Source organism: Arthrobacter sp. P4_F11, assembly GCF_056401395.1.
In genome coordinates this window covers 165,831-191,698 of record NZ_JBFUJK010000002.1, presented here as the reverse complement: position 1 = coordinate 191,698, position 25,868 = coordinate 165,831, and the positions used below count along the sequence as shown (strand labels likewise).

Annotated in this window: 23 protein-coding genes; 10 read left to right on the top strand and 13 right to left on the bottom strand. The window is 68.2% G+C overall.

Translation table 11 applies throughout. The features are described 5' to 3' along the window. Positions 1–48: 48 nt before the first annotated feature. Together AC1DRO_RS03880 and AC1DRO_RS03875 are read right to left on the bottom strand one after the other, a co-directional pair. Positions 49–831 (bottom strand): ABC transporter permease, encoded by a 783-nt coding sequence (locus tag AC1DRO_RS03880; protein WP_476949897.1) that lies wholly within the window; start codon positions 829–831, stop codon positions 49–51. Next, positions 831–1,655 (bottom strand): ABC transporter ATP-binding protein, encoded by an 825-nt coding sequence (locus tag AC1DRO_RS03875; RefSeq protein ID WP_476949896.1) that lies wholly within the window; start codon positions 1,653–1,655, stop codon positions 831–833. The genes AC1DRO_RS03880 and AC1DRO_RS03875 overlap by 1 nt, the downstream gene beginning before the upstream one ends. A 215-nt stretch (positions 1,656–1,870) precedes the next feature. On the opposite strand from AC1DRO_RS03875, the gene AC1DRO_RS03870 reads away from it, so the two are divergent. After that, positions 1,871–2,566 (top strand): queuosine precursor transporter, encoded by a 696-nt coding sequence (locus AC1DRO_RS03870; RefSeq protein ID WP_476949895.1) that lies wholly within the window; start codon positions 1,871–1,873, stop codon positions 2,564–2,566. Positions 2,567–2,758: 192 nt separating this feature from the next. Here AC1DRO_RS03870 and AC1DRO_RS03865 read toward each other — a convergent pair whose 3' ends face one another. Continuing rightward, on the bottom strand, positions 2,759–3,700 hold the full coding sequence (locus AC1DRO_RS03865) for a type IV toxin-antitoxin system AbiEi family antitoxin domain-containing protein (protein ID WP_476949894.1): 942 nt from the start codon (positions 3,698–3,700) through the stop codon (positions 2,759–2,761). Between the two features lie 193 nt (positions 3,701–3,893). Next, positions 3,894–4,907, bottom strand: coding sequence for a LacI family DNA-binding transcriptional regulator (locus AC1DRO_RS03860; RefSeq protein ID WP_476949893.1), 1,014 nt, complete (start codon positions 4,905–4,907; stop codon positions 3,894–3,896). Between the two features lie 153 nt (positions 4,908–5,060). Here AC1DRO_RS03860 and AC1DRO_RS03855 point away from each other — a divergent pair, with 153 nt between their 5' ends. After that, entirely contained in the window at positions 5,061–6,239 is a 1,179-nt protein-coding gene (locus AC1DRO_RS03855; protein WP_476949892.1) for a Gfo/Idh/MocA family protein, read from the top strand. Continuing rightward, positions 6,236–7,255, top strand: a complete 1,020-nt coding sequence (locus tag AC1DRO_RS03850) for a sugar phosphate isomerase/epimerase family protein (RefSeq protein WP_476949891.1) — start codon at positions 6,236–6,238, stop codon at positions 7,253–7,255. Before AC1DRO_RS03855 ends, AC1DRO_RS03850 begins: the two co-directional genes overlap by 4 nt. 145 nt (positions 7,256–7,400) lie before the next feature. Here the strand turns inward: AC1DRO_RS03850 and tgt are convergent, their stop codons facing one another. From tgt to AC1DRO_RS03825, 5 genes are all read right to left on the bottom strand, one after another. Beyond that, entirely contained in the window at positions 7,401–8,699 is a 1,299-nt protein-coding gene (tgt, locus tag AC1DRO_RS03845) for a tRNA guanosine(34) transglycosylase Tgt (protein WP_476949890.1), read from the bottom strand. Positions 8,700–8,732: 33 nt separating this feature from the next. Further along, positions 8,733–9,458 (bottom strand): SRPBCC family protein, encoded by a 726-nt coding sequence (locus AC1DRO_RS03840; protein ID WP_476949889.1) that lies wholly within the window; start codon positions 9,456–9,458, stop codon positions 8,733–8,735. A 52-nt stretch (positions 9,459–9,510) separates the two neighbouring features. After that, positions 9,511–10,626 carry a DUF6707 family protein gene (locus tag AC1DRO_RS03835; RefSeq protein ID WP_476949888.1) on the bottom strand — a complete coding sequence of 372 codons (1,116 nt, stop codon included), beginning with the start codon at positions 10,624–10,626 and terminating at the stop codon, positions 9,511–9,513. 120 nt (positions 10,627–10,746) lie between these two features. Continuing rightward, positions 10,747–11,286, bottom strand: coding sequence for an NUDIX hydrolase family protein (locus AC1DRO_RS03830; RefSeq protein WP_079551800.1), 540 nt, complete (start codon positions 11,284–11,286; stop codon positions 10,747–10,749). A 35-nt stretch (positions 11,287–11,321) separates the two neighbouring features. Beyond that, positions 11,322–12,515: a PucR family transcriptional regulator gene (locus AC1DRO_RS03825; RefSeq protein ID WP_476949887.1), complete on the bottom strand. Its 1,194-nt coding sequence runs from the start codon at positions 12,513–12,515 to the stop codon at positions 11,322–11,324. Between the two features lie 153 nt (positions 12,516–12,668). On the opposite strand from AC1DRO_RS03825, the gene AC1DRO_RS03820 reads away from it, so the two are divergent. The 5 genes from AC1DRO_RS03820 to AC1DRO_RS03800 are packed head-to-tail and all read left to right on the top strand — an operon-like array spanning position 12,669 to position 20,114. Further along, positions 12,669–14,006, top strand: coding sequence for an MFS transporter (locus tag AC1DRO_RS03820; RefSeq protein WP_476857846.1), 1,338 nt, complete (start codon positions 12,669–12,671; stop codon positions 14,004–14,006). After that, the gene (locus AC1DRO_RS03815) at positions 14,003–15,628 is read left to right on the top strand and encodes a thiamine pyrophosphate-dependent enzyme (protein WP_476949886.1); all 1,626 of its coding nucleotides are present in this window, start codon (positions 14,003–14,005) and stop codon (positions 15,626–15,628) included. Before AC1DRO_RS03820 ends, AC1DRO_RS03815 begins: the two co-directional genes overlap by 4 nt. Positions 15,629–15,640: 12 nt before the next feature. Further along, positions 15,641–17,068, top strand: a complete 1,428-nt coding sequence (locus tag AC1DRO_RS03810; protein WP_476949885.1) for a gamma-aminobutyraldehyde dehydrogenase — start codon at positions 15,641–15,643, stop codon at positions 17,066–17,068. Between the two features lie 19 nt (positions 17,069–17,087). Next, positions 17,088–18,842 carry an amidohydrolase gene (locus tag AC1DRO_RS03805; RefSeq protein WP_476949884.1) on the top strand — a complete coding sequence of 585 codons (1,755 nt, stop codon included), beginning with the start codon at positions 17,088–17,090 and terminating at the stop codon, positions 18,840–18,842. A gap of 9 nt (positions 18,843–18,851) precedes the next feature. Then, positions 18,852–20,114: a M20 family metallo-hydrolase gene (locus AC1DRO_RS03800; protein ID WP_476949883.1), complete on the top strand. Its 1,263-nt coding sequence runs from the start codon at positions 18,852–18,854 to the stop codon at positions 20,112–20,114. 77 nt (positions 20,115–20,191) lie between these two features. Here AC1DRO_RS03800 and AC1DRO_RS03795 read toward each other — a convergent pair whose 3' ends face one another. Continuing rightward, entirely contained in the window at positions 20,192–20,968 is a 777-nt protein-coding gene (locus AC1DRO_RS03795) for a VOC family protein (protein WP_476949882.1), read from the bottom strand. 92 nt (positions 20,969–21,060) lie between these two features. Between AC1DRO_RS03795 and AC1DRO_RS03790 the strand changes: the two genes are divergently transcribed. Both AC1DRO_RS03790 and AC1DRO_RS03785 read left to right on the top strand, forming a co-directional pair. Further along, the gene (locus tag AC1DRO_RS03790; protein WP_476949881.1) at positions 21,061–21,660 is read left to right on the top strand and encodes a YdeI/OmpD-associated family protein; all 600 of its coding nucleotides are present in this window, start codon (positions 21,061–21,063) and stop codon (positions 21,658–21,660) included. A 79-nt stretch (positions 21,661–21,739) separates the two neighbouring features. Then, positions 21,740–22,522, top strand: coding sequence for a phosphatase PAP2 family protein (locus AC1DRO_RS03785; RefSeq protein WP_476949880.1), 783 nt, complete (start codon positions 21,740–21,742; stop codon positions 22,520–22,522). Here the strand turns inward: AC1DRO_RS03785 and AC1DRO_RS03780 are convergent. Genes AC1DRO_RS03780 through AC1DRO_RS03770 form a run of 3 tightly spaced genes read right to left on the bottom strand, consistent with a single transcriptional unit; the run spans position 22,475 to position 25,833 of the window. Next, positions 22,475–24,427 (bottom strand): glycogen debranching N-terminal domain-containing protein, encoded by a 1,953-nt coding sequence (locus AC1DRO_RS03780; RefSeq protein WP_476949879.1) that lies wholly within the window; start codon positions 24,425–24,427, stop codon positions 22,475–22,477. The genes AC1DRO_RS03785 and AC1DRO_RS03780 overlap by 48 nt on opposite strands. A gap of 9 nt (positions 24,428–24,436) precedes the next feature. Continuing rightward, positions 24,437–24,757 carry a hypothetical protein gene (locus tag AC1DRO_RS03775; RefSeq protein ID WP_476949878.1) on the bottom strand — a complete coding sequence of 107 codons (321 nt, stop codon included), beginning with the start codon at positions 24,755–24,757 and terminating at the stop codon, positions 24,437–24,439. Beyond that, positions 24,754–25,833 (bottom strand): tartrate dehydrogenase, encoded by a 1,080-nt coding sequence (locus tag AC1DRO_RS03770; RefSeq protein ID WP_476949877.1) that lies wholly within the window; start codon positions 25,831–25,833, stop codon positions 24,754–24,756. The genes AC1DRO_RS03775 and AC1DRO_RS03770 overlap by 4 nt, the downstream gene beginning before the upstream one ends. Between the last annotated feature and the right edge of the window lie 35 nt (positions 25,834–25,868).

Below are 25,868 nucleotides of genomic sequence, written 5' to 3'. Positions count from 1 at the left end.
GCCTAAGGAGCGAAGGGACGGCGACAACGACGGCGGCCCGGGCCCACGCTATTGGGCGTTGTCTGCGAACCGCAGCTGCAGGATCGTTGCGGCGGTGCCCGCCACGAACATTCCCGCGAGCACAACATAGCTGCCTGGCGGGAGCGAGCCGACAGGATCGGCCACCATGCCGATCAGCAGCGGGACGATCGAATAAGGGAACCACTCCGCCCAGCCGGTCTTGCCGAACAGATTGCCCAGGGCCAGCATAACGAGCGAGAAAGCGATGGGGGCCACTTCGCCTCGGCTCCACACAGCGATCCAGGCGACCACGGGCGCGAGCAGGAATGAGATCGTCGCAGCGAGGAGCACGTGTGCGATTCCCGCCGCGGCCAACTCTGCCGAGAACCCCGGCAGCCCCAACACCAGTCCGATCGCCATGGCCTCGACGAGGACTATGACGATGAGCGCCATCCACCACACGGCCGCGACCGCCAGCTTGGCGACGGCGAACCAATGACGGGCCACGGGCAGCGCGAGCATGTTCTTGGCGGTGGCATCACCGTACTCCCGGCCAAACAGGTAGGCGATGATGAAGGTCAGCAGCAGCATCCCGCCGACACCGAAGACCAGCGTGAGCATGTAGAAGTATTGGAGCCACGTCGCCTCAAGCCCGGCAAGGCTCGCTTTGGTACCCAGAAGCCCCAGCTGGGCCGCCCGCCCCGGTTCGCGCACGATCCACATGAAAAGCGCAATACCGAGCGGCATGATCGCGAGCACCGCCAGCGTGGCCCACGTCGCCTTGGCACGGTGGAGCTTCATGAACTCGGTGCCAAGAACCTGACCGAACATCAAACCGCGCCGCCCTCGGACGAAGCGCCGGTCCTCCGGCCATCGGCACCGCGCGCATCGCCCGTCCGCGCCAGGAAGTAGCGCTCCAGATCCAGTGTGAGCAGCGCCTGCTCGCGCTCTTCCGGGGTGTAGGCGTCGGTCGCGAACGCGCGCGCCTTCGCGGCGAGTTCGTCGCGCGACGACTCCTCGATGAGACGGCCGTCGTGGACGATACCGATGCGGTCGGCCAGGTGAGCGACCTCGGCGAGGATGTGGCTCGACATGAAGACGGTGGCGCCGCGCTTGTCGGCGAGCGAACGGAGCAGCTCGCGGATCTCGACTATGCCGGCAGGATCAAGGCCGTTGGCGGGCTCGTCGAGCACGAGCAGTTCGGGGGAGTGCAGCAGTGCGCGGGCGAGGGCTAGACGCTGTTTGTTGCCGAGCGAGAGCTGCCCGGCACGCCGATCGGCATAAGGATCCAAGCGCAGCAGCGTGATCGAGTCGGCGACCGACCGCGGCGGCGAGCCGGTGAGCCGGCGCTGGATGTCCAGATTCTCGCGCACGGTGAGGTTGGGGTAGGCGGTCGCGGTCTCGACGATGAAGCCAACGCGGGCGAATACAGCGGTCTCGCCAGGGATGATGCGCTTGCCTAGGACGGTCACCTCCCCGCTGCTCGGCCGGATCAGGCCGAGCATCATGCGGATGGTGGTCGTTTTGCCCGCCCCGTTCCTGCCGAGGAACCCGTAGATCTCGCCCCGGCGGACGTCGAGGTTGAGCGAGTCGACGGCGGTGACGTCGCGGTACCGCTTGACGAGGGCGCGCGTGGAAACTGCGGTGTCAGGCATGGGGCTCCTCCTTGGCCCCATCCTGCCACCACGCCCGGAGCGTTCACAGGGTGAAGCTCCGGCTGCATCAGGCTCCCGCACCGTCGGGTGCGAGAATGGAGGCGGTTCCGGCTGCTTGTGTTACCGGGACCGTCCAGTGCTAATACAGCCGGCCGCCCAGCGTGTTCCCTTTGCGGGTGTGGGCCGCCGAGCGAACCACTACGAATGGAATGCCCATGACCTCCGCCAAGACCTTCCCGGCGTCAGCCACACCAAGGTTCGCCTCGATCGGCTCCCCACATTTCGGCATCATGCTCGCTGTCATGGCCGTGGTGCTGATCCTGTCCAACATCGGGGCGTCCAAGGGCGTGGCGATCGGCCCCGTCATCACCGACGGCGGCTTCTTCCTCTTCCCGCTGGCGTACATCCTGGGCGATGTCATCAGCGAGGTCTACGGCTTCAAAGTGGCGCGCAAGGCCATCATCACCAGCTTTGCGCTGTCCGTCTTCGCGTCGCTCTGCTACTGGGTCATCATCGCCCTTCCGGGGTTCGACGACGAGTACGGTTCCTCCAAACAGGCAGCCTTGGAAGGCGCACTGGGGCCGGTCCCGCAGATTGTGCTGGCATCCCTGCTGGCCTTCCTCGCCGGCCAGACCATCAACTCCTGGATCTTGGTGAAGATGAAGGCGCGGACCGGGGAAAGGTCCCTGTGGGCGCGCATCATGGGCTCCTCCGTGGCGGGTGAGTTCGTGGACACCCTGATTTTCTGCAGCATCGCCGCATCCGTGATCGGAATTACCGACGCAGCGATGTTCGTGAACTACGTCCTCGTGGGCTTCCTCTACAAGACGCTCGTGGAGTTCGCCTTCGTCCCGCTGACCTCGCTCGCCATCGGCTGGGTCAAGAAGCGCGAACCGAGCTACGGCGCCTAGGACTCCGCCGCCGTCCGCGGGCCAGTTCGGAGCCAGCAGGTTCGGAGCCAGCAGCCGCCCAATTCGCCGGAAACCCGCGGTGTCGCCGTAAGTTTCCGACGACATGGCGCGCTACCGGCGAATTCGAGTCTTTGGGGTGCGGGCTGCGGGGTGCGGGGTGCGGGGTGCCGGGCGCCGCAACGCATTCGACGCTCAGGGGCACCGGCGGCCGGCCAGCGCACGAAGCAGACGGTGCTTGAATTCCTGCTCGCGAAAGAGGTCCTTCCACTCCACGCGGACGAACCGCCAGCCCTCTTCAACCAAGGCCTTCTCCCGGCGCCGTTCCTCGAAGAGCACCTCGGCCGTGGGACTGTAGTCGAAGTACTTGATTTTGCCGTCGAACTCGAGGGCGACCTTTTCCTCCTTCCATGCAAAGTCCAGGCGATGGCGCCCGGCGCGGCTCGACACTTCCAGCTGCGGCTCAGGTGGCCGGATCCGCAGCCGCAGGATCAGGTCGCGGGTCAGGGTCTCGCCGGGAGATTCGGAGCGAGGATCGGCCGCGGCCAGGACGCGGCGGAAAGTCCGAATGCCCCGGCGGCCGTCCAGATCATCTGCCATGCCCTGCAGGGCGCCCGGGTCCGCGCCGAGTCTAAGCGCGTGGTCGGTGAGGATCAACGCCTGCCTGTAGGGCAGCAGCATGGCGCAGTCGGCCGTCGTGCGCTCCAGGGAAGTGGTCCGGAGGCCGTTCACCACGGCGACGTCATGGTCGGCGAAGGGGCGCGTGTGGCAGCGGACGTCCCTGCCGTGACGCTCGTTCGAGGGCCGTACTTTCTGGAGGACATGGATCACGTCATCCACTTCCCACAGGTGGAGGAGGCGGAGGCGCGCTGCGGAAGTGTGGCTGTAGTGGAAGGCGCCTGTCGACGTCGTACGCGTTCCGTGGGCATGCGCGTAGATGAGCTGCCGGCTCCGGACAGTAGGCGACTGGGCGTTCCAGAGGCTGGCGCGGATGTAGCAGCCGTGCCGGAGCCGGACGAGGGTGCCTAAATCGAGGAGCGAGCGGACGGTGCGCGAGCTGAAGCCGAGATCCAGGAGCTGTTCGGTGCGCCAGAGGTTACCGGTCGGCGGCAGCTCCAGCACGGGGTTATGCGTCATGCCACCAGCCTCGGCCGCCGCAGGAGCGGGCGGGAGGCCGCGCCGTCGCTATGTGGATAACACGAGGGCGCCGCACCTTGGCTTCTTTGGGGGACGGCTGTTTGGGACGCCGCCCAATTCGCCGGAACGCGGCGAAGGCGCCGCAAAGTTACGGCGAACTCGGTGGTCTCCCACGAATTCGGTGGCGGCCCCGTCAGCCGGGAACGCGGGCAGTGGTGCCGCGGACGATGAGGTCCGGCTCGATCAGCTGGCGCTCAGGCTCGAGGGCGGGGTCCTGGATCCGTGCCAGCAGGGCGCTTGCGACGCCGGACCCGACAATGTCGCTCCGGTTGTCCACCGAGGTCAGGTCCAGATACCGCGACTTGGCCAGCGGGGAGTTGTCGTAGCCGATCACGGAGAGCTCTTCCGGGATGGACAGGCCACGGGCCTTGGCTGCGGCGAAGGCGCCCAGGGCCATGGTGTCATTGGCGGCGAACAGGGCGGTGGTGTCGGGGTGGTGGTCAAGGACCCAGCAGGCGGCCGCATAGCCGTCCTCCTCAGAGGTGCCGCGGGATTCACCGGCGATCCTGACCTCGATGCCCGCTTCCAGGATGCGGCGGCGGAAGCCTTCCCGCCGGTGGGCCGCGGCGCCGCCGGAACCAGAGAGGTGTCCGATGCGCGTGTGGCCGAGCCCGATCAGGTGCTCCGCCGCCATGCGGCCGCCGCCGTCGTCGTCGTTGGTGATGAGCCCGGCGCCGGCCGGAACGCCGTTCCGCCAGCCGGCGACGACGGCGGGAACCCAAGTGCCGGCCATCATGGACTCGCTTGGCTCGGCGGCGATGACGAGGCCCTCCACGTGCATGGACAGCAGGCCGTCCACGGCCTCCGTGATGCGGTTCTCGCCCGGGCGGGAATCCGCGAGGGTGACCTGGTAGCCGTGGGGGGAGAACACGGATTCCATGCCGCGCAGGAGGTCCACGAACCAGGGGTTCCGGAAGTCGTCAATGACCAGCCCGATGCTTTTCGTCTGGCTGCTGGCGAGCGTGGTCGCCGCCCGGCTGGGGCGATAGCCGAGCTCCGACATTGCCGCCCGGACGGCCTCCCGACGCTTCTCGCTGACCTTTGACGGGTTTTGGAGCACGAGCGAGACCAATGACGGGGAGACGCCGGCGCTCTTGGCGACGTCGTAGATCGTAGGGCGGCGGGTTCTGGGGGTATTCAACGACATCTGCAGGGCCTTTCACGTCTCATCCGAGGATATCCGGTCAACCATTGACAGGACATATGCACATAGCTACGCTTTTGTTCAGCGCCAGATTTTGTAGCGCTCCAATTTCTATCGTCGGGCCGTCGGTCTGACCGAATTTCAAAGGAGAAATCGATGGCTGACAGTTTGGGAGTTGCCGTAATCGGCGCCGGAATGGCAGGAAAAGCGCATGCGGCCGCGTACCGCACGGCGTCGGCGCTCTACAGCCCGGTTCTTCCTCCTATCCGGCTGGTCTCCATCGGCGACGTCAACGCCGAGTTCGGTTCCCTGGCCGCGAACCGTTTCGGCTACGAACGCCATGACACCTCGTGGCAGGCGATCGCCGAGGCCGATGACATCGACGTCGTGAGCGTCGTGATCGCGAACTCCCTCCACCGCGAAGTCGTGGAAGGCCTGCTGGCCGCCGGCAAGCATGTGCTGTGCGAGAAGCCGCTGAGCGACTCCATTGAGGACGCCCGCGCCATGGCCGAGGCGGCCCGCAGCGCCAGTTCGATTGCCCGCACCGGGTTCACCTTCCGCCGCACGCCGGGCATCGCCTACATCCGGGACCTCATCCGCGCCGGCGTGCTGGGGAACGTCCTGCACTTCAGCGGCCGCTACTGGACCGACTACGGGTTCAGCCCGTCGGCGCCCATGAGCTGGCGCTACAAAGGCGGCCCGGGTTCCGGGGCGCTGGCCGACGTCGGCAGCCACCTGACGTACGTCGCTGAGTTCCTCTGCGGCGACATCAAGTCCATCAGCGGCGGACGCCTCAGCACCGTGATCGACAAGCGGCCGCTGCCGCTGGGCGCCGTCATGGGCCACGACCACTCCGCGGTCAGCGACACGTTCGAGCCGGTCGAGAACGACGACTACGCGGTGTTTTCCGCCGAATTCGAGAACGGTGCAGGCGGCTTCGAGGTCTCCCGGGTCGCCGCAGGGCACGCCAACAGCCTCATCTTCGAGGTCTTCTGCGAGAGCGGCGCCGCCCGGTTCGACCAGCGCCGCCCCGCGGAGATCGAGCTGTTCCTCAACGACGGCCCGGCCAACGAAAACGGCTACCGCCAGGTGATCCTCGGCCCCGGTCACCCCTACATCGCGGGCGGGCTGGCCATGGACGCGCCCAGCGTCGGCTTCGGCCAGAACGACGCTTTCGGCTACCAGGCCCGGGCCTTCCTCGAGGAGGTCGCCGGCCTCAGTGAGGCGGACTCCCTGCCCCGCTGCGCCACGTTCGACGAGGGCGTGCGCAACATGGAGCTGCTCGGCGCAGTCACCGAATCCGCCCTCAACAACGGAAAGAAAATCACGCTATGAAACTCGGCGTCTACAACGCAATCCTGCACGACCGGCCCCTTCCCGAGGCCCTCAAGGTCATCGCCAACCTCGGACTGACCGGCGTCGAAATCAACACGGGCGGGTTCCTGCCGGCCGTCCACGTCCCCACCATGGACCAGATCCTGGAAAGCGATGCGGCCCGCGATGACTACCTCGCGATTTTCGAGGGCACCGGCGTCTCGATTGCCGGCCTGAACTGCAATGGCAACCCGCTGCACCCCAAGCGTGAAATCAGCGCGAAGCACGCCGAGGACATCCGCCGCTCCATCCGCCTGGCGCAGCGGCTGGGGCAGGACCGTGTGGTGACCATGTCCGGCCTGCCCGGCGGCGAACCCGGGGCCACCACGGTCAACTGGGTGGTCAACGCCTGGAACTCGGCGGCCCTGGACGTGCTCGACTACCAGTGGGGCATCGCGGCCGACTTCTGGAAGGAAACCGACCGCCTGGCCGCCGACCATGGCGTGAAGGTGGCCCTCGAGCTGCACCCGCAGAACATCGTGTTCAACACCGCCGATGTCCACAAGCTCATCGAGCTCACCAACGCGACCCACGTCGGCGTCGAGCTTGATGCCTCGCACCTGTTCTGGCAGCAGATGGATCCGGTCGCGGTGGTCCGCGAACTCGGCCCGCTGGTCTTCCAGGCGGCGGCGAAGGACGTCCGCATCAATGCCGCCAACGCAGCGCTCTACGGCGTCCTCGACAACAGCTTCCGGCGGCTCTCCCCGGACGAAAACCGCACCAACCTCGGCGGCGACGAGTGGGCCAACGAATGGCCCAAGGACTCCGCCTGGGACTTCGTTGCCCTGGGCCGCGGGCACGACACGGCCTACTGGACCGAGTTCCTGCGCGCGCTCTACGAGGTGGACCCGGACATGCTGGTCAACATCGAGCACGAGGACGTCTCCCTGGGCCGGATCGAGGGCCTCCAAGTGGCGGCCAAGGTCCTTCGGGACGCCGACTCGGCACTCGCGGCGTCGCTGCACCTCACCAACTGACGGCCTGACGGCCCGGCACCCGAGTAGCGGGCCGCCGTCGTACTCTGGAAAACCTCGAGGTCGCCGGAACGTTGCGGGGTCGCCGGAAACTTCCGGCGACCTCGCACGGTTCCGGCGATTTCGACGCCGTGGACGCCGGGACGCCCTAGGAGTAGTAGTTCGCCAGGGTCTCGGCCTTGAACTCGAAGAAGTTGCCGGCCTCAATGGCGAGCCGGGCGTCGTCGACCATCTTCACCACGAAGCGTTCGTTGTGGATCGAGATCAGGGTGGCCGAGACCATCTCCTTGGCCTTGAACAGGTGGTGGATGTAGGCCCGCGAATAGTTCAGGCAGGCGTAGCAGTCGCAGCCTTCCTGCAGCGGGCCGAAGTCGCGTTTGTACTTCGCGCCGGAGAGGTTGTACCGGCCGGTGGGGTGGTAGAATGCCGAGTTGCGGGCCACCCGGGTGGGGGAGACGCAGTCGAAGGTGTCCGCTCCGTTTTCAATGGCCGTGAAGATGTCGTCCGGTTCGGAGATGCCCAGCAGGTGCCGCGGCTTGTTCTCCGGCAGCTCCTCGTTGCACCAGCGCACGATCGTGCCGAGGTTCTCTTTCTCCAGCGCCCCGCCGATCCCGAAGCCGTCGAAGTTCATGGCGCCGAGGTCGCGGCAGGCCTTGCGGCGCAGGTCCTCGTACTGGGCGCCCTGGATCACCCCGAACAGGGCCTGGTAGGGCTTGCCGGCGCGCTCGTCCGTGAGCCGGAAGTGCTCGGTAATGCACCGTTCGGCCCAGCGCCGGGTCCGCTCCAGGGACTCCTCCTGGTAACCGCGGGAGTTCTGCAGCGTGGTGAGCTCGTCGAACGCGAACATGATGTCCGCGCCGATCTGGTGCTGGACGTTCATGGAGATCTCGGGGCTGAAGCGGTGCCGGTCGCCGTTGAGATGGCTCTTGAACCACACGCCTTCCTCGTCCACGTGGGCCAGGCGTTCTTTCCCGGGGGCGACGGCGTCGTCGGGCCCTGAATTGTCCACCGACTTCATGTCGATGACCTTCTTGAACCCCGAGCCCAGGCTCATCACCTGGAAACCGCCGGAATCGGTGAACGTGGGACCGCGCCAGTTCATGAACGCGCCCAGGCCTCCGGCCTCGTCCAGGATGTCCGCGCCCGGCTGCAGGTACAGGTGGTAGGCGTTGGCCAGCACCGCCTGCGCGCCGAGTTCGGCAATGGATTCCGGCAGCACGGACTTGACTGTGGCCTTGGTGCCGACGGCGATGAACGCCGGGGTCTGGATCTCCCCGTGCGGGGTGGCGATGGTGCCGGTCCGGCCCAGGAACTCACCGCCGTTGGCGGCAACCTGCCCGGCCGACGGCGGGCACGCCTCGCTCAGGCGTTTGCCCACGCGGAAGGAGAACTCGGACTGCCGGGCGGGCGCGGGGGACGAAGACGCGAAGTCGGGATTGGCTGGCACGGTTCAAGTGTGCCAGCTAACGCAGCTCAGGACTCAGTGGACGGGATCCGATGTGGGGTAGTTCTCAGCCCGCCACTTGTCCCAGTAGTCGCGGACCGCCTCCAGCTGGTGGGCCCCGAGGTCGTAGGTGGAGACGATTGCGAGGGATCCGCCGTCGGGCCGGATGTCGGCGATGGCGGGCTGGTCCGCCACGATCAGCAGGCCGTCCCCGTGCTCGGCATAGTTGTGGACGGTCAGTCCCACCTGGTGGTTGCTGCGGAACCACACTTTGCCGGAGATTTTCTCGCCCGTGGGCAAGGTGAGCGAATACGGGTCCCCCGGCGACGGGACATCGCTGAGCCCCAGTTTCTCTATCGCGGACCCGCCGGAGCCGGGCACGGAGAAGAAGAAGGTCCGGCGCTTGCCGTGCGGGTGCCGTTCCAGGGCGAAGCGCAACTGGTGGAGGAATGTCAGCCAGCCCTGGGTGATGTCCTCGTCCCAGGCCGCCCACTCGGAATTGTGGTCGATTGCCGCCCGGGTGACGCTGACCTCCGTGCCCGTGGGGACAGGTTTCAGGGTGAAAACGTCGCCGCCGTCGACCACCAGGGAGGTGTGGTCGGCGCCTTCGACCACATTGGGGCCGAAGTAGATTTCGTTGATTTCGGCCTCTTGGTCATCGGCCACCCAGCCGTGCCATTGGGCGATCTTGGCGGGTTCGCGCAGCATGGTCCAAACTTGCTGCGCGTCGGAATTGATCACAACGCTCAGATTGTTCGTCATGGGGTGAATCTACAACTCCGTGCCCGCCACGGGTAGGGCCCAACGCTAGACCTCAGGCGCGGACCGATTCGAGCTCGTTGGCGATCCGGCGTTCCAGCTCAACGGTGCCGATCGTTTCGGAGCCGCCGTGCGCGCGCAGGAACAGGAGCGCCTCGAGCCGCAGCAGGCGCCAGTCGCGTTCCGCGTCCGGGTTCGCATTGTCGATCGAGCGGAAGATTTCCTTGTCGTACAGGTTGGGCTCGTTGAGCGAGCGCTGGCGCACCTTGGCGTTGATTCGGGCCTTGAACGGGTCCGTTTCCATGGCCTCCGGCGCGCGGAGCAGTGTCTCGTAGATCCCGGCGCGCTGGTCCTGACCCAGCTGGCGGCAGATGTAGCTGGAGAGCGCCAGCGATGACTCCACGGAGGCCCAGCGGTCGGGGTTGCCGTCGAATGGCAGGACGTTGAGCAGGTCCGCGACCCCCAGGGCGTTGTCGGGGTCCTTGAGGGTGACGAAGAGCTCGTGCGCGAGGTCGCTGAGATCCTTCAGGCAGCTCCCGGACTTGGTGTTGATGCCCTTGGCGAGCCGTTCACTGAGCAGGAGCACCCCGACGGCGCCCGGATGGGCCTCGGCCGCGGCCTCCACGACAGACTCCGGCGTGCCGTCGGGGGCCGGGATGAGCGCCAGGTCCGCCTCGCTGGGTCCGCTCACGGCGGGCGGCGCAACAGGCTGGGGAGGGACGACGACGGCGGCGGCGGCGGCCGTATTGTCGGGCCCGGCAGCGTCGGATTCAGTTGTGCCAGGCCCAGCTGCGTCGGAACCAGGTGTGTCGGAACCAGGTGTGTCGGACGCAGTTGCGGCTGGCCCGGCTGCGACCGGCTCAGCCTCGTCCGGCGCGGGGGCGCCACCATCGGAAGGAGTCGGCGTGCCGGTCGCGCCGCCGTCGGACGCCGTTGTGCCGGCCCCGGCGTCGTCCGTGACGCGGACCAGTGACCCCGCCGCGATCCGCAGCACACCGCCACCGCTGAGGGTCGCCAACACCATGGCGGGAGAACCAAAATCGTCGGTTTCGACATCCACGCGATGGATCTCGGCGGAGCGGTTTCCGCCGGGCAGAATCAGGTGGTCACCGGCCCGCAGAGATCCAGCCTGCTGTTCACTGTAGTTCCGGGAGGCTGGGGGGTGGGTCATCGGGAGTCCTTAAAGTTCTCTTGCGGTCCGCCCAACAGTCTACAAAATCGGCCGCGTGAAGTCGGGGACGCAGGGGAGCCCCCGAGAGTCCCCGGCCGGCGCCGGGCCCAAGGGAACCGGCTAGTTGCCGACTCCCGCGAACGCCAGGGCCTGCCGGATCAGGGCCCCCCGGCCGCCGCTGAATTCGAGCTGCACGTCCGTGCCCATGACCTCCTGCGGGGTCATCCAGGTCAGCTCAAGGGCGTCCTGCCGCGGGGAGCATTCGCCGGTCACAGGAATGATGTACGCCAGGGCAACGGCGTGCTGGCGGTCGTCCGTGAAGCCGGTATGGGACGGGGACGGGAAGTACTCGGCCACGGTGAACGGCACCGGGCTGACCGGAAGCTGCGGGAAGGCGAGGGGGCCCAGGTCCTTCTCCATGTGGCGGAGCAGGGCGGCGCGGATGGTCTCGCGGTAGAGAACGCGGCCGGACACCAGGGACCGGACCATGGTGCCGTCCTCGTCGGCCTGCAGGAGGGTGCCGACCTCGTTCACGAACCCGAGGGGGTCCAGCCGGACCGGAACGGCCTCGACGTAGACCATCGGCAGCCTGCCCCGCGCTTCGAACAGGTCGTCGTCGGAGAGCCAGCCGGGATTCGGGTCAGGGGTGCGCACATTCATGGTTAAGTTCTACCCCATCCCTGACCCGCCGGGCGTCACGCCCAAGCGACGACGAGCCGGGCCGTCTGCGCCGGGACCGCCAGGTCCACGCCTGTCAGATCCTGAAAGCGGCTGATCCGGTTGAGGATGGTGTTGCGGTGGCAGAAGAGCTGCTGCGCTGTCGCCGTAATGCTCCCTGTTTCCAAGTAATGCTGGACGGTTTCTTTCAGCCGCTCCCGTTCGCCGCCGCGGCACCCCGACAGGCCGGCCTCAAGGTCGGCCAGCAGGTCCAGGCCGACGTCGAGCATTTGCTGCTTGGCCAGCCGGGCCCAGGCGGCCTCCGCTGACAGGGGCCCGGAATCGGAAGGCCGCAGCAGGGAGGCGAGGCTTCCGGCCGTGCGGGCGTCCGCGGGCAGCGCCCGCAGCCCGGCGACGCCCGGAACATAACCGCATGGGATGTCGGTCAACGCGGCGGGAACAGAGTGCCGGGCGACGTCCCGGTATGGCGGGAGCGGCCAGAACGCGTAGGTGTTCCCGCCGAATTCGTGGACGAAGATCCGGCTGCGTGTCTGTTGCCCGGAGCCCAGGCTGGTCGCGGCCGTTCGGAGACTCACTGCGGCGTCGCCACTGGCCGCCACGAGTCCGAAGCGGGCGGTCGAGTCCACGCCGAGGGCGGCGGCGACCTGGCTGACGGTCTCCGCGGTGGGGCTAGCCTGGTTGAAGAGCCGGGCAATGAATTCGCGGCGGATGCTGGACTCCTCCTGGGCCATCCGCACGCGTTCGGTCAGATAGCTCGTGTGGGTCCGCGTGGCGAATTGGTCCACGACACGCCAGACCCTGTCCACACTGGATGCCAGCAGCGCGGCGTCCTCGGCATCGGCGATCTGCAGCAGGCCTTCCCAGATGATGCTGAAGTCCAGCCGGACGGCTGAGATGAGCGCCTCCGGCGGGATGCCGGCCCGGGCGCGTTTGGCGCCCAGATCGGCAGCAAATTCGAGGAGCGACTCCATCGCCGGACCAAGGGTGGACTGCTGCCGGAGTTCCTGTCCGCGCAGCCCGTCCACCAAGCGCCTGAATGTTTCGCGCGCAGTCACTTCGAGATCGCCGGAGCCCACCTGTTTTTCGGCATACTCGGGGATGTCACGGACCCTCGCCGTAAATGTTTCGGCCAGCGTGTCCAGCCGCCCGTGGAGCAGCTCCACCAGTTCGGCCCAGCGCAGGGAATCACCCGGCGAATGAAAATTGTGCATTCACACATTTTAGGCATGGAAATGCGTGATGCAATGCTAGTTTTTTGGACGAAATGTACTGGCAGAATGGGACAAGAGAAAGCGGGTGAGCGCAGTCACACCCCGTCGGCCTTATCGGCCGGTTCCATCCCTTCCGCATTATTTGGAGTAATCATGGCAAGCAGCGCAAGCAACGCCACCACCACCGCCGGCCCGCAGTTGCCAGGGGTTGTCGATGAGAGCGTGGCCAAGAAAGTCGCCCTCGCGGCCCTCGTCGGCACAGCGCTGGAGTGGTACGACTTCTTCCTGTTCACCACGGCCGCAGCGCTGGTGTTCAACGCGCAGTACTTCGTGTCCCAGGACCCCTTCGTCTCGGCCATGAGCTCCTTTGCCACCCTGGCCGTGGGCTTCGTGGCCCGCCCGATCGGGGGCTTCATCTTCGGCGCCCTGGGGGACAAGGTGGGGCGCAAGAAGATCCTGATGGTCACCATCGTGGGCATCGGCCTCGTGACCGGGCTCATCGGCCTGCTCCCGAACTACATGACGATCGGCGTCGCGGCCCCCATCCTGCTGGTTGCCCTGCGCATCCTGCAGGGCCTCGCCGTCGGCGGCGAGTGGAGCGGCGCGGTGATCATCGCAGTCGAAAACGCCCCGGTTGCCAAGCGCGCCCGCTACGCTGCCCTCCCGCAGCTCGGCTCGCCTATCGGCACCATCCTGTCCTCCGGCGGCTTCTTCGGAATGCTCTACCTGGTGGGCCAAGCCAACTTCGATGCCTGGGGCTGGCGCATCCCGTTCATCGCGGCGATCCCGCTGCTGGCCATCTCGATGTGGATCCGCAGCAAGCTCAGCGAGTCCCCGGAATTCGAAGCCCTCATGGAGTCCGGCGAGACCGAGCACGCCCCCATCCGCGGCGTCCTGACGAAGAGCTGGCGCCAGATCCTGGTGGGCATGTGCTCGGCGCTGCTGGGCATCGGCGGCTTCTACCTCATCACCAGCTTCGTAGTCTTCTACGGCACCAAGGTGCTCAAGATGCCCTACGAAACCTTGCTTCTCGGCTCGCTCCTCGCCGCCGTCTTCGAAATCTTCGCCCTGATCTGGGCCGGCCGCATGGGCGAGAAATACGGCGCCAGCAAGGTCATCCTCTGGGGCGGCATCGCCTCCGCCGTCATCGCCGTGCCGGTCTTCCTGGCCATCGACACCGCCAACCCCGCCCTGGTCATCATCGCCATGATCATCGGCGTGTGCACCCTGTCCATCCCTTACGCGGTGTCCGGAACGGCCCTGACCGCACTCTTCGCCACGAAGGTCCGGTACACCGGCGTCGCCATCACCTCCAACAGCGCCGGCGTCATCTCCGGCTTCGTGCCGCTGATCGCCACCGCCCTCGTGGCCGCCAATGGCAACTCGTTCTGGCCCGGCGCCATCATCTTGCTGGTGGTGTCCGTATTGACCGCGCTGTCCGGCATTTTCCTCCCCGCACTGAGTATCGAAGAAAAGGGAATGAAGCATTGAGCACAACAACCACCGCCGGGCACCTGATTGTTGCCCAGCTGGAACGAGCCGGTATCCGGCGCGTGTACGGCGTCCCCGGGGAGAGCTTCCTGGACGTGCTGGACGGCCTGCACGGATCCTCCATTGAAACGGTGGTGACCCGCCACGAGGGCGGCGCCGGATTCATGGCCCTCGCCGAAGGCCGGCTCACGGAGCTTCCGGGCGTGGCCATGGTGACCCGTGGTCCGGGCGCGGCCAACGCCTTCATCGCCATCCACACCGCACACCAGGACGCCACCCCGATGATCTTGTTCGTGGGCCTCATCCCGGTCGCGGACCGCGGCCGGGAGTCGTTCCAGGAATTCGACATCAACGCCTGGTTCGGCAGCACCGCCAAGAAAGTCGTGACGCTCGACGACGCCGCCTCCGCCGCCCGCGTGGTGGACGACGCCATCTTCACAGCACTCAGCGGCCGGCCGGGACCCGTGGTGATCGGCCTGCCCGAAGACGTGCTGGTCCACGCGATCGAATCGGCCACGGTGGAGCCCCGGACCGTCGCCCGGACGGAACCTGCAGCAGCCGATCTCGCCGGCCTCGAGACGCGCCTGGCCGCGTCCAGGAAGCCCCTGATCGTGGTGGGCGGCGAAGGCTGGGACCAGGCATCCTCCGACGCGCTGGCCGGCTGGGCCGCCCGCCACGGCGTCCCGGTGCTCGCTGACTTCCGCGCCTACGACGCCGTCCCGCACAACAGTGACGCCTACGCCGGCTACCTCGGCTACGCCCGCAGCGACGCCAACGCCCGCCGCCTCGACGAGGCCGACCTGCTGGTCTTCGTCGGCTGCGTCCGCGCCGACGTGCTCTCCGACGGCTACAAGCGCGGACTGGGTGCCGTCACCGTCGTCGTCCACCCCGGCGCCGATCTGCTGGGCCACTTCGGCCGGCTGGACCAGCACATTCCGGCCCACGTCGCGTCCTTCGCCACGGCATTCGCCGCCACGGATTCCGCGGCGGCTCCCGAGGCGGGCTGGCTGGCCGGGGCCCGCGCCGACTACGAAAAATTCTCCTCGGCGCAGCCGGATGGAGGCACGGGGGTGGACCTCGCCGTCGTCATGGAAATCCTCAAGCAGGAAATGGACGACGACGCCGTCATCACCTACGGGGCGGGGAACCACTCGCTGTGGCCGGCCCGCTACCTGAAGCACAACACCGCGAACTCACTCGCCGCACCCCGCAACGGGGCCATGGGCATGGGGATCCCGGCGGCGGTGGCTGCCTCCCTGGCCTACCCCGGCCGCCAGGTGATTTCCGTGGCCGGTGACGGCTGCTTCATGATGAACGGTCAGGAAATGGCCACGGCCATGGGCCACGGCGGGAAGTTCATCGCCCTCGTGGTGGACAACGGCATCTTCGCCACGATCCGTGAGCACCAGGAAGGCCACTACCCGGGCCGGCCCTCGGGCACACACATGACCAACCCGGACTTCGCCGCACTGGCCCGGTCCTACGGCGGCTACGGCGAACGGGTCGAGAAGGCAGAGGACTTCGGCGCCGCTTTCCGCCGTGCCGTCGACTCCGGGCTGCCGGCAGTCCTGCACCTCCCGCAGGACCCCACCACCCGCTCGCCCAAGACCGCCAGCAACTGACCGGAGCCTGTCATGATCACCCTGCACAACATCATCAACGGTGAGATCGTCCCCGGCAGTGCCGGCGACGGTTCGGACGCGGCCACCCTGCCGTTCTTCGACCCCGCCACCGGAGTCCAGCTCGGCACCGCCCCGGACAGCGACGCCGCCACCGTGGACCGCGCCTTCCAGGCCGCCCACACCGCCTTCCAGAGCTACAAGCGGACCACCCCGGCCGAACGCCAGGCCATGATGCTCAAACTCGCCGACCTCATCGAGGCCAACGTCGACAGGCTCCTGGACGCCGAGGTCGCCTGCACCGGCAAGCCGCGCCAGATCACCCGCGAGATCGAGATCCTCCGCGGCGCCGACCAGCTGCGCTTCTTCGCCGGCGCCTGCCGCGTGGTGTCCGGGACCGCCCAGACCGAATACGTCCGCGGCTTTTCCTCCACCGTCCGGCGCGAACCCCTCGGCGTGGTCGCCCAGATCACCCCGTGGAACTACCCGTTCATGATGGCCATCTGGAAGATCGGACCGGCGCTCGCCGCCGGCAACACGCTGGTCCTGAAACCGGCCGACACCACGCCCTGGTCCACCCTGGTGCTGGGCGAACTGGCGCAGGAGGCCTACCCCGCCGGCGTCGTCAACGTCATCTGCGGCGGCCGGGGGACCGGTGCCGCCATGGTGGATCACGAGATCCCGGAAATGGTGTCCATCACCGGCTCCACCCGGGCCGGGGCTCAGGTGATGTCCGCGGCGTCGAAGACCCTCAAGGACGTCCACCTGGAACTCGGCGGCAAGGCACCGGCGATCGTCTTTGCCGACACCGACATTGACGTGGCGGCCAGGGAGATCGCGCTCGGTGCGTTCTTCAACGCCGGGCAGGACTGCACCGCCGTGACCCGCGTGCTCGTCGAGGACTCCATCCACCAGGAGTTCGGCGCCGCGCTCGCCGCGGCAGCCGCAGGGCTGCAGGTCGGCGGCGACGCCGCGGACCTGGGCCCGCTGAACAGCGCCGCCCAGCTTGACCGGGTGGAAGGCTTCATGTCCCGGCTGCCCGCGAACGCCAGGGTCCTGGCCGGAGGCAAGCGGACGGGCGCCGGCTTCCACTTCGAACCCACCGTCATCGACGGGGTGTTCCAGGCCGACGAGGTGGTCTGCGAGGAAATCTTCGGACCCGTCGTCACCATCCAGCCCTTCCGGGACGAGGCCGAAGCCTTGGACCTGGCCAACGGGACCAAGTACGCGCTGGCCTCCAGCGTCTGGTCCAACAACCACGGAGTGGTCACCCGGGTCTCCAATCAGCTGGACTTCGGCGCCGTCTGGATCAACTGCCACCAGGTGATCCCGGCCGAGGCACCGCACGGCGGTTTCAAGCACTCCGGGACCGGCAAGGACCTCTCCGTCTTTGGCCTGGAGGACTACACCCGCATCAAGTCAGTCACCACCTCCCACCGCTAAAGAACCACGTAGGTAACCCTTGAAACTCGATCTGCTGCTGCGCAACGCGGACATCATCACCATGGATGAGCGCCGCCCGCATGCCACCTCGCTGGGAGTCTGGCAGGGCCGGATTGTGGGCCTCGACGACGACCTGGCCGGCCTGGACGCGGCCGAAGTCCTGGACCTCGGCGGCGCCACCGTGACCCCCGGCTTCATCGACGCCCACTGCCACACGACCTGGTTCGGGCTCGGCCTGGGCGAACTGGACGTCTCCGCCGCGCGCGGCCTGACGCAGCTCTACGCCCTGCTGGAGGCCGGCATGGCGGCAGACAGCGCGCGGCCGGAGGCAGGGCCGGAGCCCGGGACCGGACCGGCGCCGGACTGGCTGCTGGCCACCGGCTTCAGCCAGCAGCAGCACGGCGGCGAGTTCCCGGACATCACCGTCTTGGACCGGATCACGGGAAACCGGCCGCTGTTCATGCGGCACAACTCCGGGCACATGGCCGTAGTCAACACGGCCGCGCTCCGGCTGGCCGGCGCCGAACCGGCGTCGTTTCCGGACCCCGACGGCGGCGTCATTGTCCGCGACGCCGACGGCCGCCCCACCGGGCTGGTCCAGGAAACCGCGCAGCAGCTGATCCAGCAGCTGATCCTGCCGTACTCGTCCGAGGCGATCGAAGCCGCACTGGACCGGGCCACCACCTACTACGCCGCGGAGGGCATCACGAGCTTCACCGAGGCCGGGATCGGCGGCGGCTGGATCGGCCACAGCCCCGTGGAGCTGGCCGCCTACCAGCGGGCGGCCTCCGCGGGCAGGCTCCACGCCCGGGCGCAGCTGATGCCCGTTATGGATGTGCTCCACCCGCTCGGCGGGCAGCACCCGCCGGGCACCACGCCGGCCGGACTGGATCTGGGCATCGCCAGCGGCTTCGGCGGCGACTTCCTGTCCCTGGGCCCGGCGAAGGTGTTCCTGGACGGGTCGCTGCTCGGCGAAACGGCCGCGGTCAGCCATGACTACTGCAGCCACGGCGGGACGGACAACACCGGCAACACCGGCTACTTCCAGGCCGAACCGGACGCGCTCCGGGCAAAGATCGAGGCCGCCTACGCGGCCGGCTGGTCGATCGCGGCGCACGCCATCGGCGACCGCGCCGTTGACCTCGCGATCGACATCATCACCGGCTGCGCCGCCAAATACGGCCCCCGGACCGTGCCCAACAGGATCGAACACGCCTCGATGACCCGGCCGGAACAGCTGCAACGGCTGGCCGCCGCGGACATCGCCGTCACCCCGCAGGCGAGCTTCTTCGCCGACGGCGGGGACGGCATGACGCTGTCCCTCGGCCCGGAACGGCTCGGTTGGGCCTACCGGGCGGCGTCGTTCCTGTCCGCCGGTGTGACACTCGCCGGCAGTTCCGACCGCCCCGTGGCCGACGGAAACGTGCTCCGCGGCATGCAGGCGTTCGTGGACCGGCGCACCGCCTCCGGGGCCGTTTTCGGGAACCCGGACGAACGGCTCAGCCCGTTCCAGGCCCTGGCGGCCTACACCACCGGAGCCGCCGCAGCCACCGGCGCCTCCGGCGTCAAAGGCTCACTGACGGCCGGGAAGCTGGCCGACTTCACCGTCCTGTCGGGGTCCCCGCTTACCGCGGACAGCATCGCCGAACTCCAGGTGCTGGCCACCGCCGTCGGGGGGAACTTCACGTTCCGGAGCCCCGGCCTCACGTCCCCGGTTGCGGTCGATTCGGCCGCAACCGGTCCATTCTTCAGCACAGCCACCAACCGTTCCTAGGGGAAAACCGTGACCACTCAGACCTCTTTCAGCACCCGCGACGCCGCGTTCGTGCGGGACTTCCACATCATGAGCGAATTCGGCGCCACCGAGAACGGCGGCGTGGAACGCCAGGCCGCCAGCGTGCCGGACGGCCAGCAGCGGCAATGGCTCACCGGCCTGCTGGAGGCCAACGGCTTCACCGTCCGGTTCGACCGGGCCGGCAACCAGTGGGGCCTGTACGAGGCCGTCCCGGGCGCCCCCTTCGTGGTGGTGGGTTCCCACATGGATTCCCAGCCGACGGCGGGACGCTACGACGGCGCGTACGGCGTGCTCGCCGCGGCCCATGCGGCGTTCCGGCTCGTGGACCAGTGGGCCGCGGCCGGGGACGCCGGGCAGCCCCGGTTCAACATCGCGGTGGTCAACTGGTTCAACGAGGAGGGCTCCCGCTTCAAGCCGTCCATGATGGGCTCCTCCGTCTACACCGGAAAGCTCGAACTCGAAACCGCGCTGGCCACCACGGACGCGGCCGGAGTCACGGTCCGCGAGGCCCTGGACGCGATCGGCTGCCGGGGCAGCTACGAGGGCCCCGAAGCCGCGTACTGCGCCGAAATCCACATTGAACAGGGCCGGAGCATGGAACGCGAAGGGATCACCATCGGCCTGGTGAACTCCAACTGGGCGGCCAACAAATACGAGTTCGTGGTCCACGGCGAGCAGGCCCACACCGGCTCCACCGTGATCGCGGACCGGAAGGACGCGCTGCTGGGTGCGTCCATGATGGTGGTCGCCGCGCGGGAACTCGCCGACACCTTCCCCGGCGTGCTGCACACCTCCGTGGGACAACTGAACGTCTACCCCAACTCGCCCGTGGTGGTGCCGTCCCGGGTGAGCCTGCTGCTGGACCTGCGCAGCGCCGACGAGGCTGTCCTTGCCGAGGCCGACGCCCTGCTGGACGAGCGGATCGCCGGGATCGAACGGCTGGCGAATGTCACGGTGGAGCGCAACCACGCCCACACCTGGCCTGTGACCCCCTACCAGCCCGAAGGCGTGGAACTCGCAGCCAAGGTGGCGGCGGACCTGGGCCTGGCGAGCAAGCAGGTCATGAGCCTGGCCGGGCACGATTCGACCAACATGAAGGACCTGGTCCCGACGGTGATGCTGTTTGTGCCCAGTGTGGACGGGATCTCCCACAACGAGCACGAATACACCACGGACGAGGACATCGTTGCCGGCCTGGCGATGCTCACCGAGGTAGTGAACCGGCTCTGCAACGGGGCGCTGGAGGACTGACCGCGGCCACCAAGGGCTGAACTCCACAGGTCCTCCACGGCCGCCCCGGAACCCCCAGGCGCCTGGCCAGTGCCTTCTCAGGCGCCGTCGGGCTTCTGCGAGATCCAGAGCATCGCCCCGTTGGGGTTCTCCGGCAGGTCAGCCGCGTCAGGGTTGGCCACGTGCAGGGTCCGCCCGAAGGCCTCTTCCGTCAGGCTGACCCGGTGGCCGGCGGCCGCGAGGCGGTCCCGCAGGCCGGCGAGGTCGCCGGTGTATTCAAACCCCAGGCCGGTCCGGGCGGCGCCGCTGGCGGGCCGGACCATCAGCACACCGCCGTTCTTCGCCGTGAAATCCGCGGTTTCGTCGTCGTCCGGGGCCGGCCGCAGCCGGGCGCCCACGTTCCGCAGGGTTTGCGCGGCGGCGGCCGCGTCCGGCGTGAACCAGACTTCGACGACGGCCAGGGCCGGATCGGCGTCCGCGCACTGCGCGCCGTGGGCGGCCTTGTCCGCGAAGAAGCCGAACCCGTCCTCGCCCGTGATGCGGCAGGTATCGCCGTGGCGGGCGCTGACCAGCTCGGCCGGGGTGGTCCCGTCCTCCGCGCCGGCCAGATTGGTGCGGCGCGCGAACTCCGCCAGATCCCCGACCTCGACGCCGAAGTCAGTCTTTCCATCCAGTACCATTCCGGCACCGGCACCGTCCCCGGCTTCAGCCCCGGCGGCACCCGCCGCTACCCGGTGCAGTGCGAGGCGGCCCGAGCCGGCGTCGAACTCCTGCCAGTCGCCGTCGTCGACCGTCCGGACCATGCCGAGGGCGGACAGCAAGCCCTCCCACTGGTCCATGCGGGAGGTGTAGTGGATCGGGCGGACGCGCAGCATGGGATCTCCTTGCGAGGGACGGTTTTTGGCTCCTCCTGACATGGTGCCACCAAAGCACCCCTCCGGTCAGCACAGCAGGGCACAATGGGGCCATGGCTGCTGAACTTGAGGAACTGCTGGTGAAGGACGCCGCCGAGTGGCGCGCCTGGCTGGAGCAGCACCATGCGCAGAGTCCCGGCGTGTGGCTCGTGCTGCACAAAAAGGGCGGATCGGTGACGGAGCTGGACTACGAGGCCGCGCTGCAGGAGGCGCTGTGTTTCGGTTGGATCGACGGGCAGGGGCGGCGCCGGGACGAGGAAAGCTCATTCCAGCGGATGACCCGGCGGGGACCCAAGAGCGTGTGGTCGGCCCGGAACGTGGAGCGAATTGACCGCCTGGAGGCGGCGGGGCGGATGGCCCCCGCCGGGCAGGCGGCCGTCGCCGCCGCCAAGGCGGACGGGCGCTGGGAGGCCGCCTATTCGGGCGCGGCGACGGCGGAGGTCCCGGATGACCTCGCCGCCGCCATCGCGGCGGACCCGCGGGCGCAGGCGATGTTCGAGGTCCTGACGTCCGTAAACCGGTATGCCCTGATCTACCGCACCAACTCGGTCAAGCAGGCCGCCACCCGGGAGAGGAAGATCGCCGGGTTCGTGGAGATGCTGGCCAGGTTCGACACGCCGTACCCGCAGACCAGGCGGCCCCCGGAACCGTAGCGCTCGCCCGCCGCGCATCCCAGAGAATTCCCAGCGGCCTTGCTGGCTGCAGGGAGTTGCCTCTGGCAGGATTGGGCGAATGCTCCTTGCCCAGCGTGCCCCGCGACCCCCTGCCCGCCTGCCGCTGCCGTCCCAACAACGGCTCTTCTTCGTGGCAGCGGGCCTGTTAATTGCGGGTGAGACGATCTTCTGGACCGTGCTCGCCGCCGTGCAGTCGAACAGCGGCGTGGCTGACCTGGACGGGCCCGTGCACGACGGAATCGTGGCGTCCCGGACCCCCTTGGCCACCGCCATCCTGGCGGCCGTGACCACGGTGACGTCGCCGCTGTGGATGACGGTGATCGGCTGCGCCGTGGCACTGGCCTGGGCGGTCTTCAAGCGTGAAGTCTGGCGTCCAGCCCTGCTGGTCGGCGCTATGGCGGCCACCTTCGCGGTGTCCACGCTGGTGAAGCACGACGTCGGCCGGAGCCGGCCCGCCGCCAGCGGCTTCATGCTGGGACCGGACGACGCCCTGTCCTTTCCCTCCGGCCATACCTTCGGGGCCGGCGTCTTCCTGTGCGTCCTCAGTTACCTGCTGCTGGCGGCCCGCGGCACGCGGACGGGCAAACGGACGACGTCGGTGCTCGGCTTCGCGGCAGCGGCTGCCGGGACACTGGTGGTTGCCTTCAGCCGCCTGTACCTGGGGTATCACTGGCTGACGGACGTGCTCGCCTCCATGGGCCTGGCGCTCGCCGTTACCGGGATCGTTATCCTGGCCGACGGGCTGCGCGCCGCCGCGGCCCCTTCCGGGCAACACCCAGCGGCAGCGGGGCCGTCAGAGTCCGACGCCCATCGCCTGGGCGATCACCACCGCCGAGGCTGAGGACCACGCCTGCGGGTGGCACGACGCCGGATACGGTACCGCGACGGCCGAGTCCTCGGCCCGCACCCCGGCGAACACCTCCGGCAACCGGTGCCCGAAGGAGGCCGCCGCCGCGATCAGGCCGTCGGCGAGGGTGCGTGCCTCTGCGACGAAACCGTCGGCCAGGAGGCCGCGGATCGCGATGGCGGTGTCGTGGCTCCAGACCGAGCCGCAGTGGTAGCTGAAGGGCCAAAACCCTGCGGCCCGCCGCGAAATCGTGTGCACGCCGTAGCCGGAGAACAGCTCGGGGCTCACCAGCCGGTCCGCGACGATCCGGGCTTCGGCCGCGTCCAGGATGCCCGTGCCCAGCAGATGTCCCATGTTTGAGCCCGGGATGTCCAGGGGGACCCCGTGCCCGTCCAGGGCCATGGCCGGGAACGGCCCGCCGTCGTCCTCAACCCAGAAGCGCTCCCGGAACCTGAGCCGGAGGGCCGCGGCGAAGTCGCGCAGCGCCTGAGCGCCCGGTTCCCCGAACGCGTCGAACAGTTCCGCCGTCTCCATGGCTGCCTGGTACGCGTAGCCCTGCACCTCTGACAGGGCGATAGGCCCCTCGGCCTGCCGGCCGTCGCGGAACTGCATGGCGTCCCGGGAATCCTTCCAGCCCTGGTTGCTCAGGCCGTGGCCCGTGGAGTCACGGTAGCTGAGGAACCCGCCGTTGCCGGCTGCGCCGTCCGTTGAATCGTCCGCTGCGCCGTCCGTTCCGGTGGCGCCGGCGGACAGCAGCCACTCCGCGGCGCGTGCCGCGTTCGGCAGCAGCGACCGGACGGCGTCCTCGTCCCGGCCGGTGCGCCAGAGTTCACCGAGCAGGCAAAGCCACAACGGGGTGGAATCCACCGCCCCGAAGTACACCGGCGGCAGGCGCAGGTTCTGGCTCTCCAGCACCAGTTCCTTGGACCGCAGTTCGTGCAGGATCTTGCCGGGTTCCTCGGCGGCCGCCGCGTCCGTCCGGGTGCCCTGGAACGCCGCCAGCGCGCGCAGGGTGCCCGCCGCCAGCCCGTTGTCCGTGCCGGTGTCCAGAGGCAGCAGCAGCCGCGCAGCCCACAGCGAATCCCGTCCGAACAGCGTGAAATACCAGGGCGCCCCGGCGGCGATGAACGGGGCGTCCGGCAGCTGGCGGGTGGCCAGGCGGAGCCCGGCCACGTCATCGAGGGAGTTATCCAGGAGCAGGCCCAGGGCCCCGGCCGGTCCGGTCCGCGGCGGCCGGGCACCGGGCGGGCGGGCAGCCACCACGGCGTCGTCATGGTCGGTGAGGACGGCCTGCCATTCGGCCTCGAACGGCCGGCCCCGGCCCAGGGTTCCGCGCCAGGCGAGGTGGCCTTCCGGGGTGACGGCGCCGGGGGCCGCGACCGCCAGGGTCTTGCCACCCTCCTGCCAGCGCAGCGTGGACTCATCGGCAGAGACCGGCGCGGACGGGTCACGGAAGCGGCTGAGGCGGATCTGGGCCATGTCGGTGAAGTCGGCCGCGAGGGCTACGTCGATTTCGACGTCGAGGGAATCCAGCGAGGTGCGCAGCTGCAGGGTGTGCCGCACCACGCCCGGCGTCACCGTCCAAGTCTGGAGGAGCTCGACGGCGGGATCCTCCGTGGGTCCAGGGATGCCCCGGACCAGGCCCCGGACGCGCAGGACGCCGCCGGGCTCCGTCTCGACGGTGGCCGGTTCGGGTTCCAGGCCGTTGACGCGCACCAGCGCCCGGCAGAGCATCCGGGTATCGCCGTGGAGCAGCCCGGTGAACCCGGCCGGATCAGCGGAGTCACCGGCTCCGGGCGCTTTGACCTCACCGGCCAGGCGGCCGTCAGGGTCGAGCCACAGCTGGGTGGGGGCGGCAACGGAGCAGTGCTGGCGGTGCAGGCCTGGCTGAACAGTCATCCGCCTACCCTATGCCGGGCACTGGGCGGTCTCAATGCGCCACAGCCCGCTGCCGACCGCCGAAGCGGTCGTGGCGTCGGCCGCCGGAAGGTCCGCCGGCTGCCCAAGCGCGGCTTCGTACATGGTGCGTGGTTGGGTGGCGTCGCCTGCGATCCAGAGCGCGGTGGAGTCTGCCATGGCATCATCGACGGTTCCGGTGCGGATGATTTGGCCGTGCTGGCGGATCTCGACGCTCTCTCCGATAAGCCGGCGCCAATGGATGTACTGGCGGAGCATGATCCGCTCTCCGAAGGATGCCTGCCGGGTGCCGGGTCCGGTTGACGGGGTCATGGTGCGGTCAGGGCTGATGCCACCGCTGTGCCCAGTTCTTCTGTGGTGGCGTTGCCGCCCATGTCGGGTGTGAGGGCTTGTTGCCCGCGGGCGAGCACGGTTTCCATAGCGGTGGTGATGGCGGCCGCAGCTTCGGGTTCTCCCAGGTGTTCGAGCATCATGGCGGCGCACCAGATTTGCCCGATGGGGTTGGCGATGCCTTTGCCGGCGATATCCGGGGCGGAGCCGTGGACGGGCTCGAAGAGGCTGGGGAACTTGCGTTCGGGATTGATGTTGCCGCTGGGGGCGATGCCGATGGTTCCGGTGCAGGCCGGTCCGAGGTCGGAGAGGATATCGCCGAAGAGGTTGCTGGCGACGACGACGTCGAACCAGTCGGGGTGCATGACAAAGTTAGCGGCCAGGATGTCGATGTGGTATTTGTCCACCTTGATCCCTGGGTACGCGGCGGACATGGCCTGCACCCGTTCGTCCCAGTAGGGCATGGTAATGGAGATGCCGTTGCTCTTCGTGGCGGAAGTGAGGTGCTTCTTGGGCCGGCTCTGGGACAGATCGAAGGCGTACTTCAGGATCCGGTCCACGCCGGTGCGGGTCATGACGGTTTCCTGGACCACCGTTTCGCGGTCGGTGCCTTCGAAGATCTTCCCGCCGATGCTGGAATATTCGCCTTCGGTATTTTCGCGCACGACGTAGAAGTCAACATCGCCCGGAACCCTCCCGGCCAAAGGGCTGGGCACGCCGGGCAGAAGTTTGACTGGACGGAGGCTGACGTACTGATCGAAGTGGCGGCGGAACTGCAGGAGGCTGCCCCACAATGAAACGTGGTCGGGGACGACGTCAGGCCACCCGACAGCGCCGAAGAAGATGGAATCGAACTGGTTCAGTTCCTCGAACCATCCGTCGGGCAGCATTTTCCCGTGCCGGGTGTAGTAGTCAGCCGAGGCGTAGTCGAAGTGTTCGTAGGTGAGGTTCAGGTCGAACGCTGAGCCGGCGGCGTCCAATACCCGAAGTCCTTCGGGCACGACTTCGGTGCCGATTCCGTCGCCTGGAATGACTGCGATGCGGTGGTGTTTCGACATCAGGATCCTTCTTCGTCGTTGTTAGGTGTTCGGGG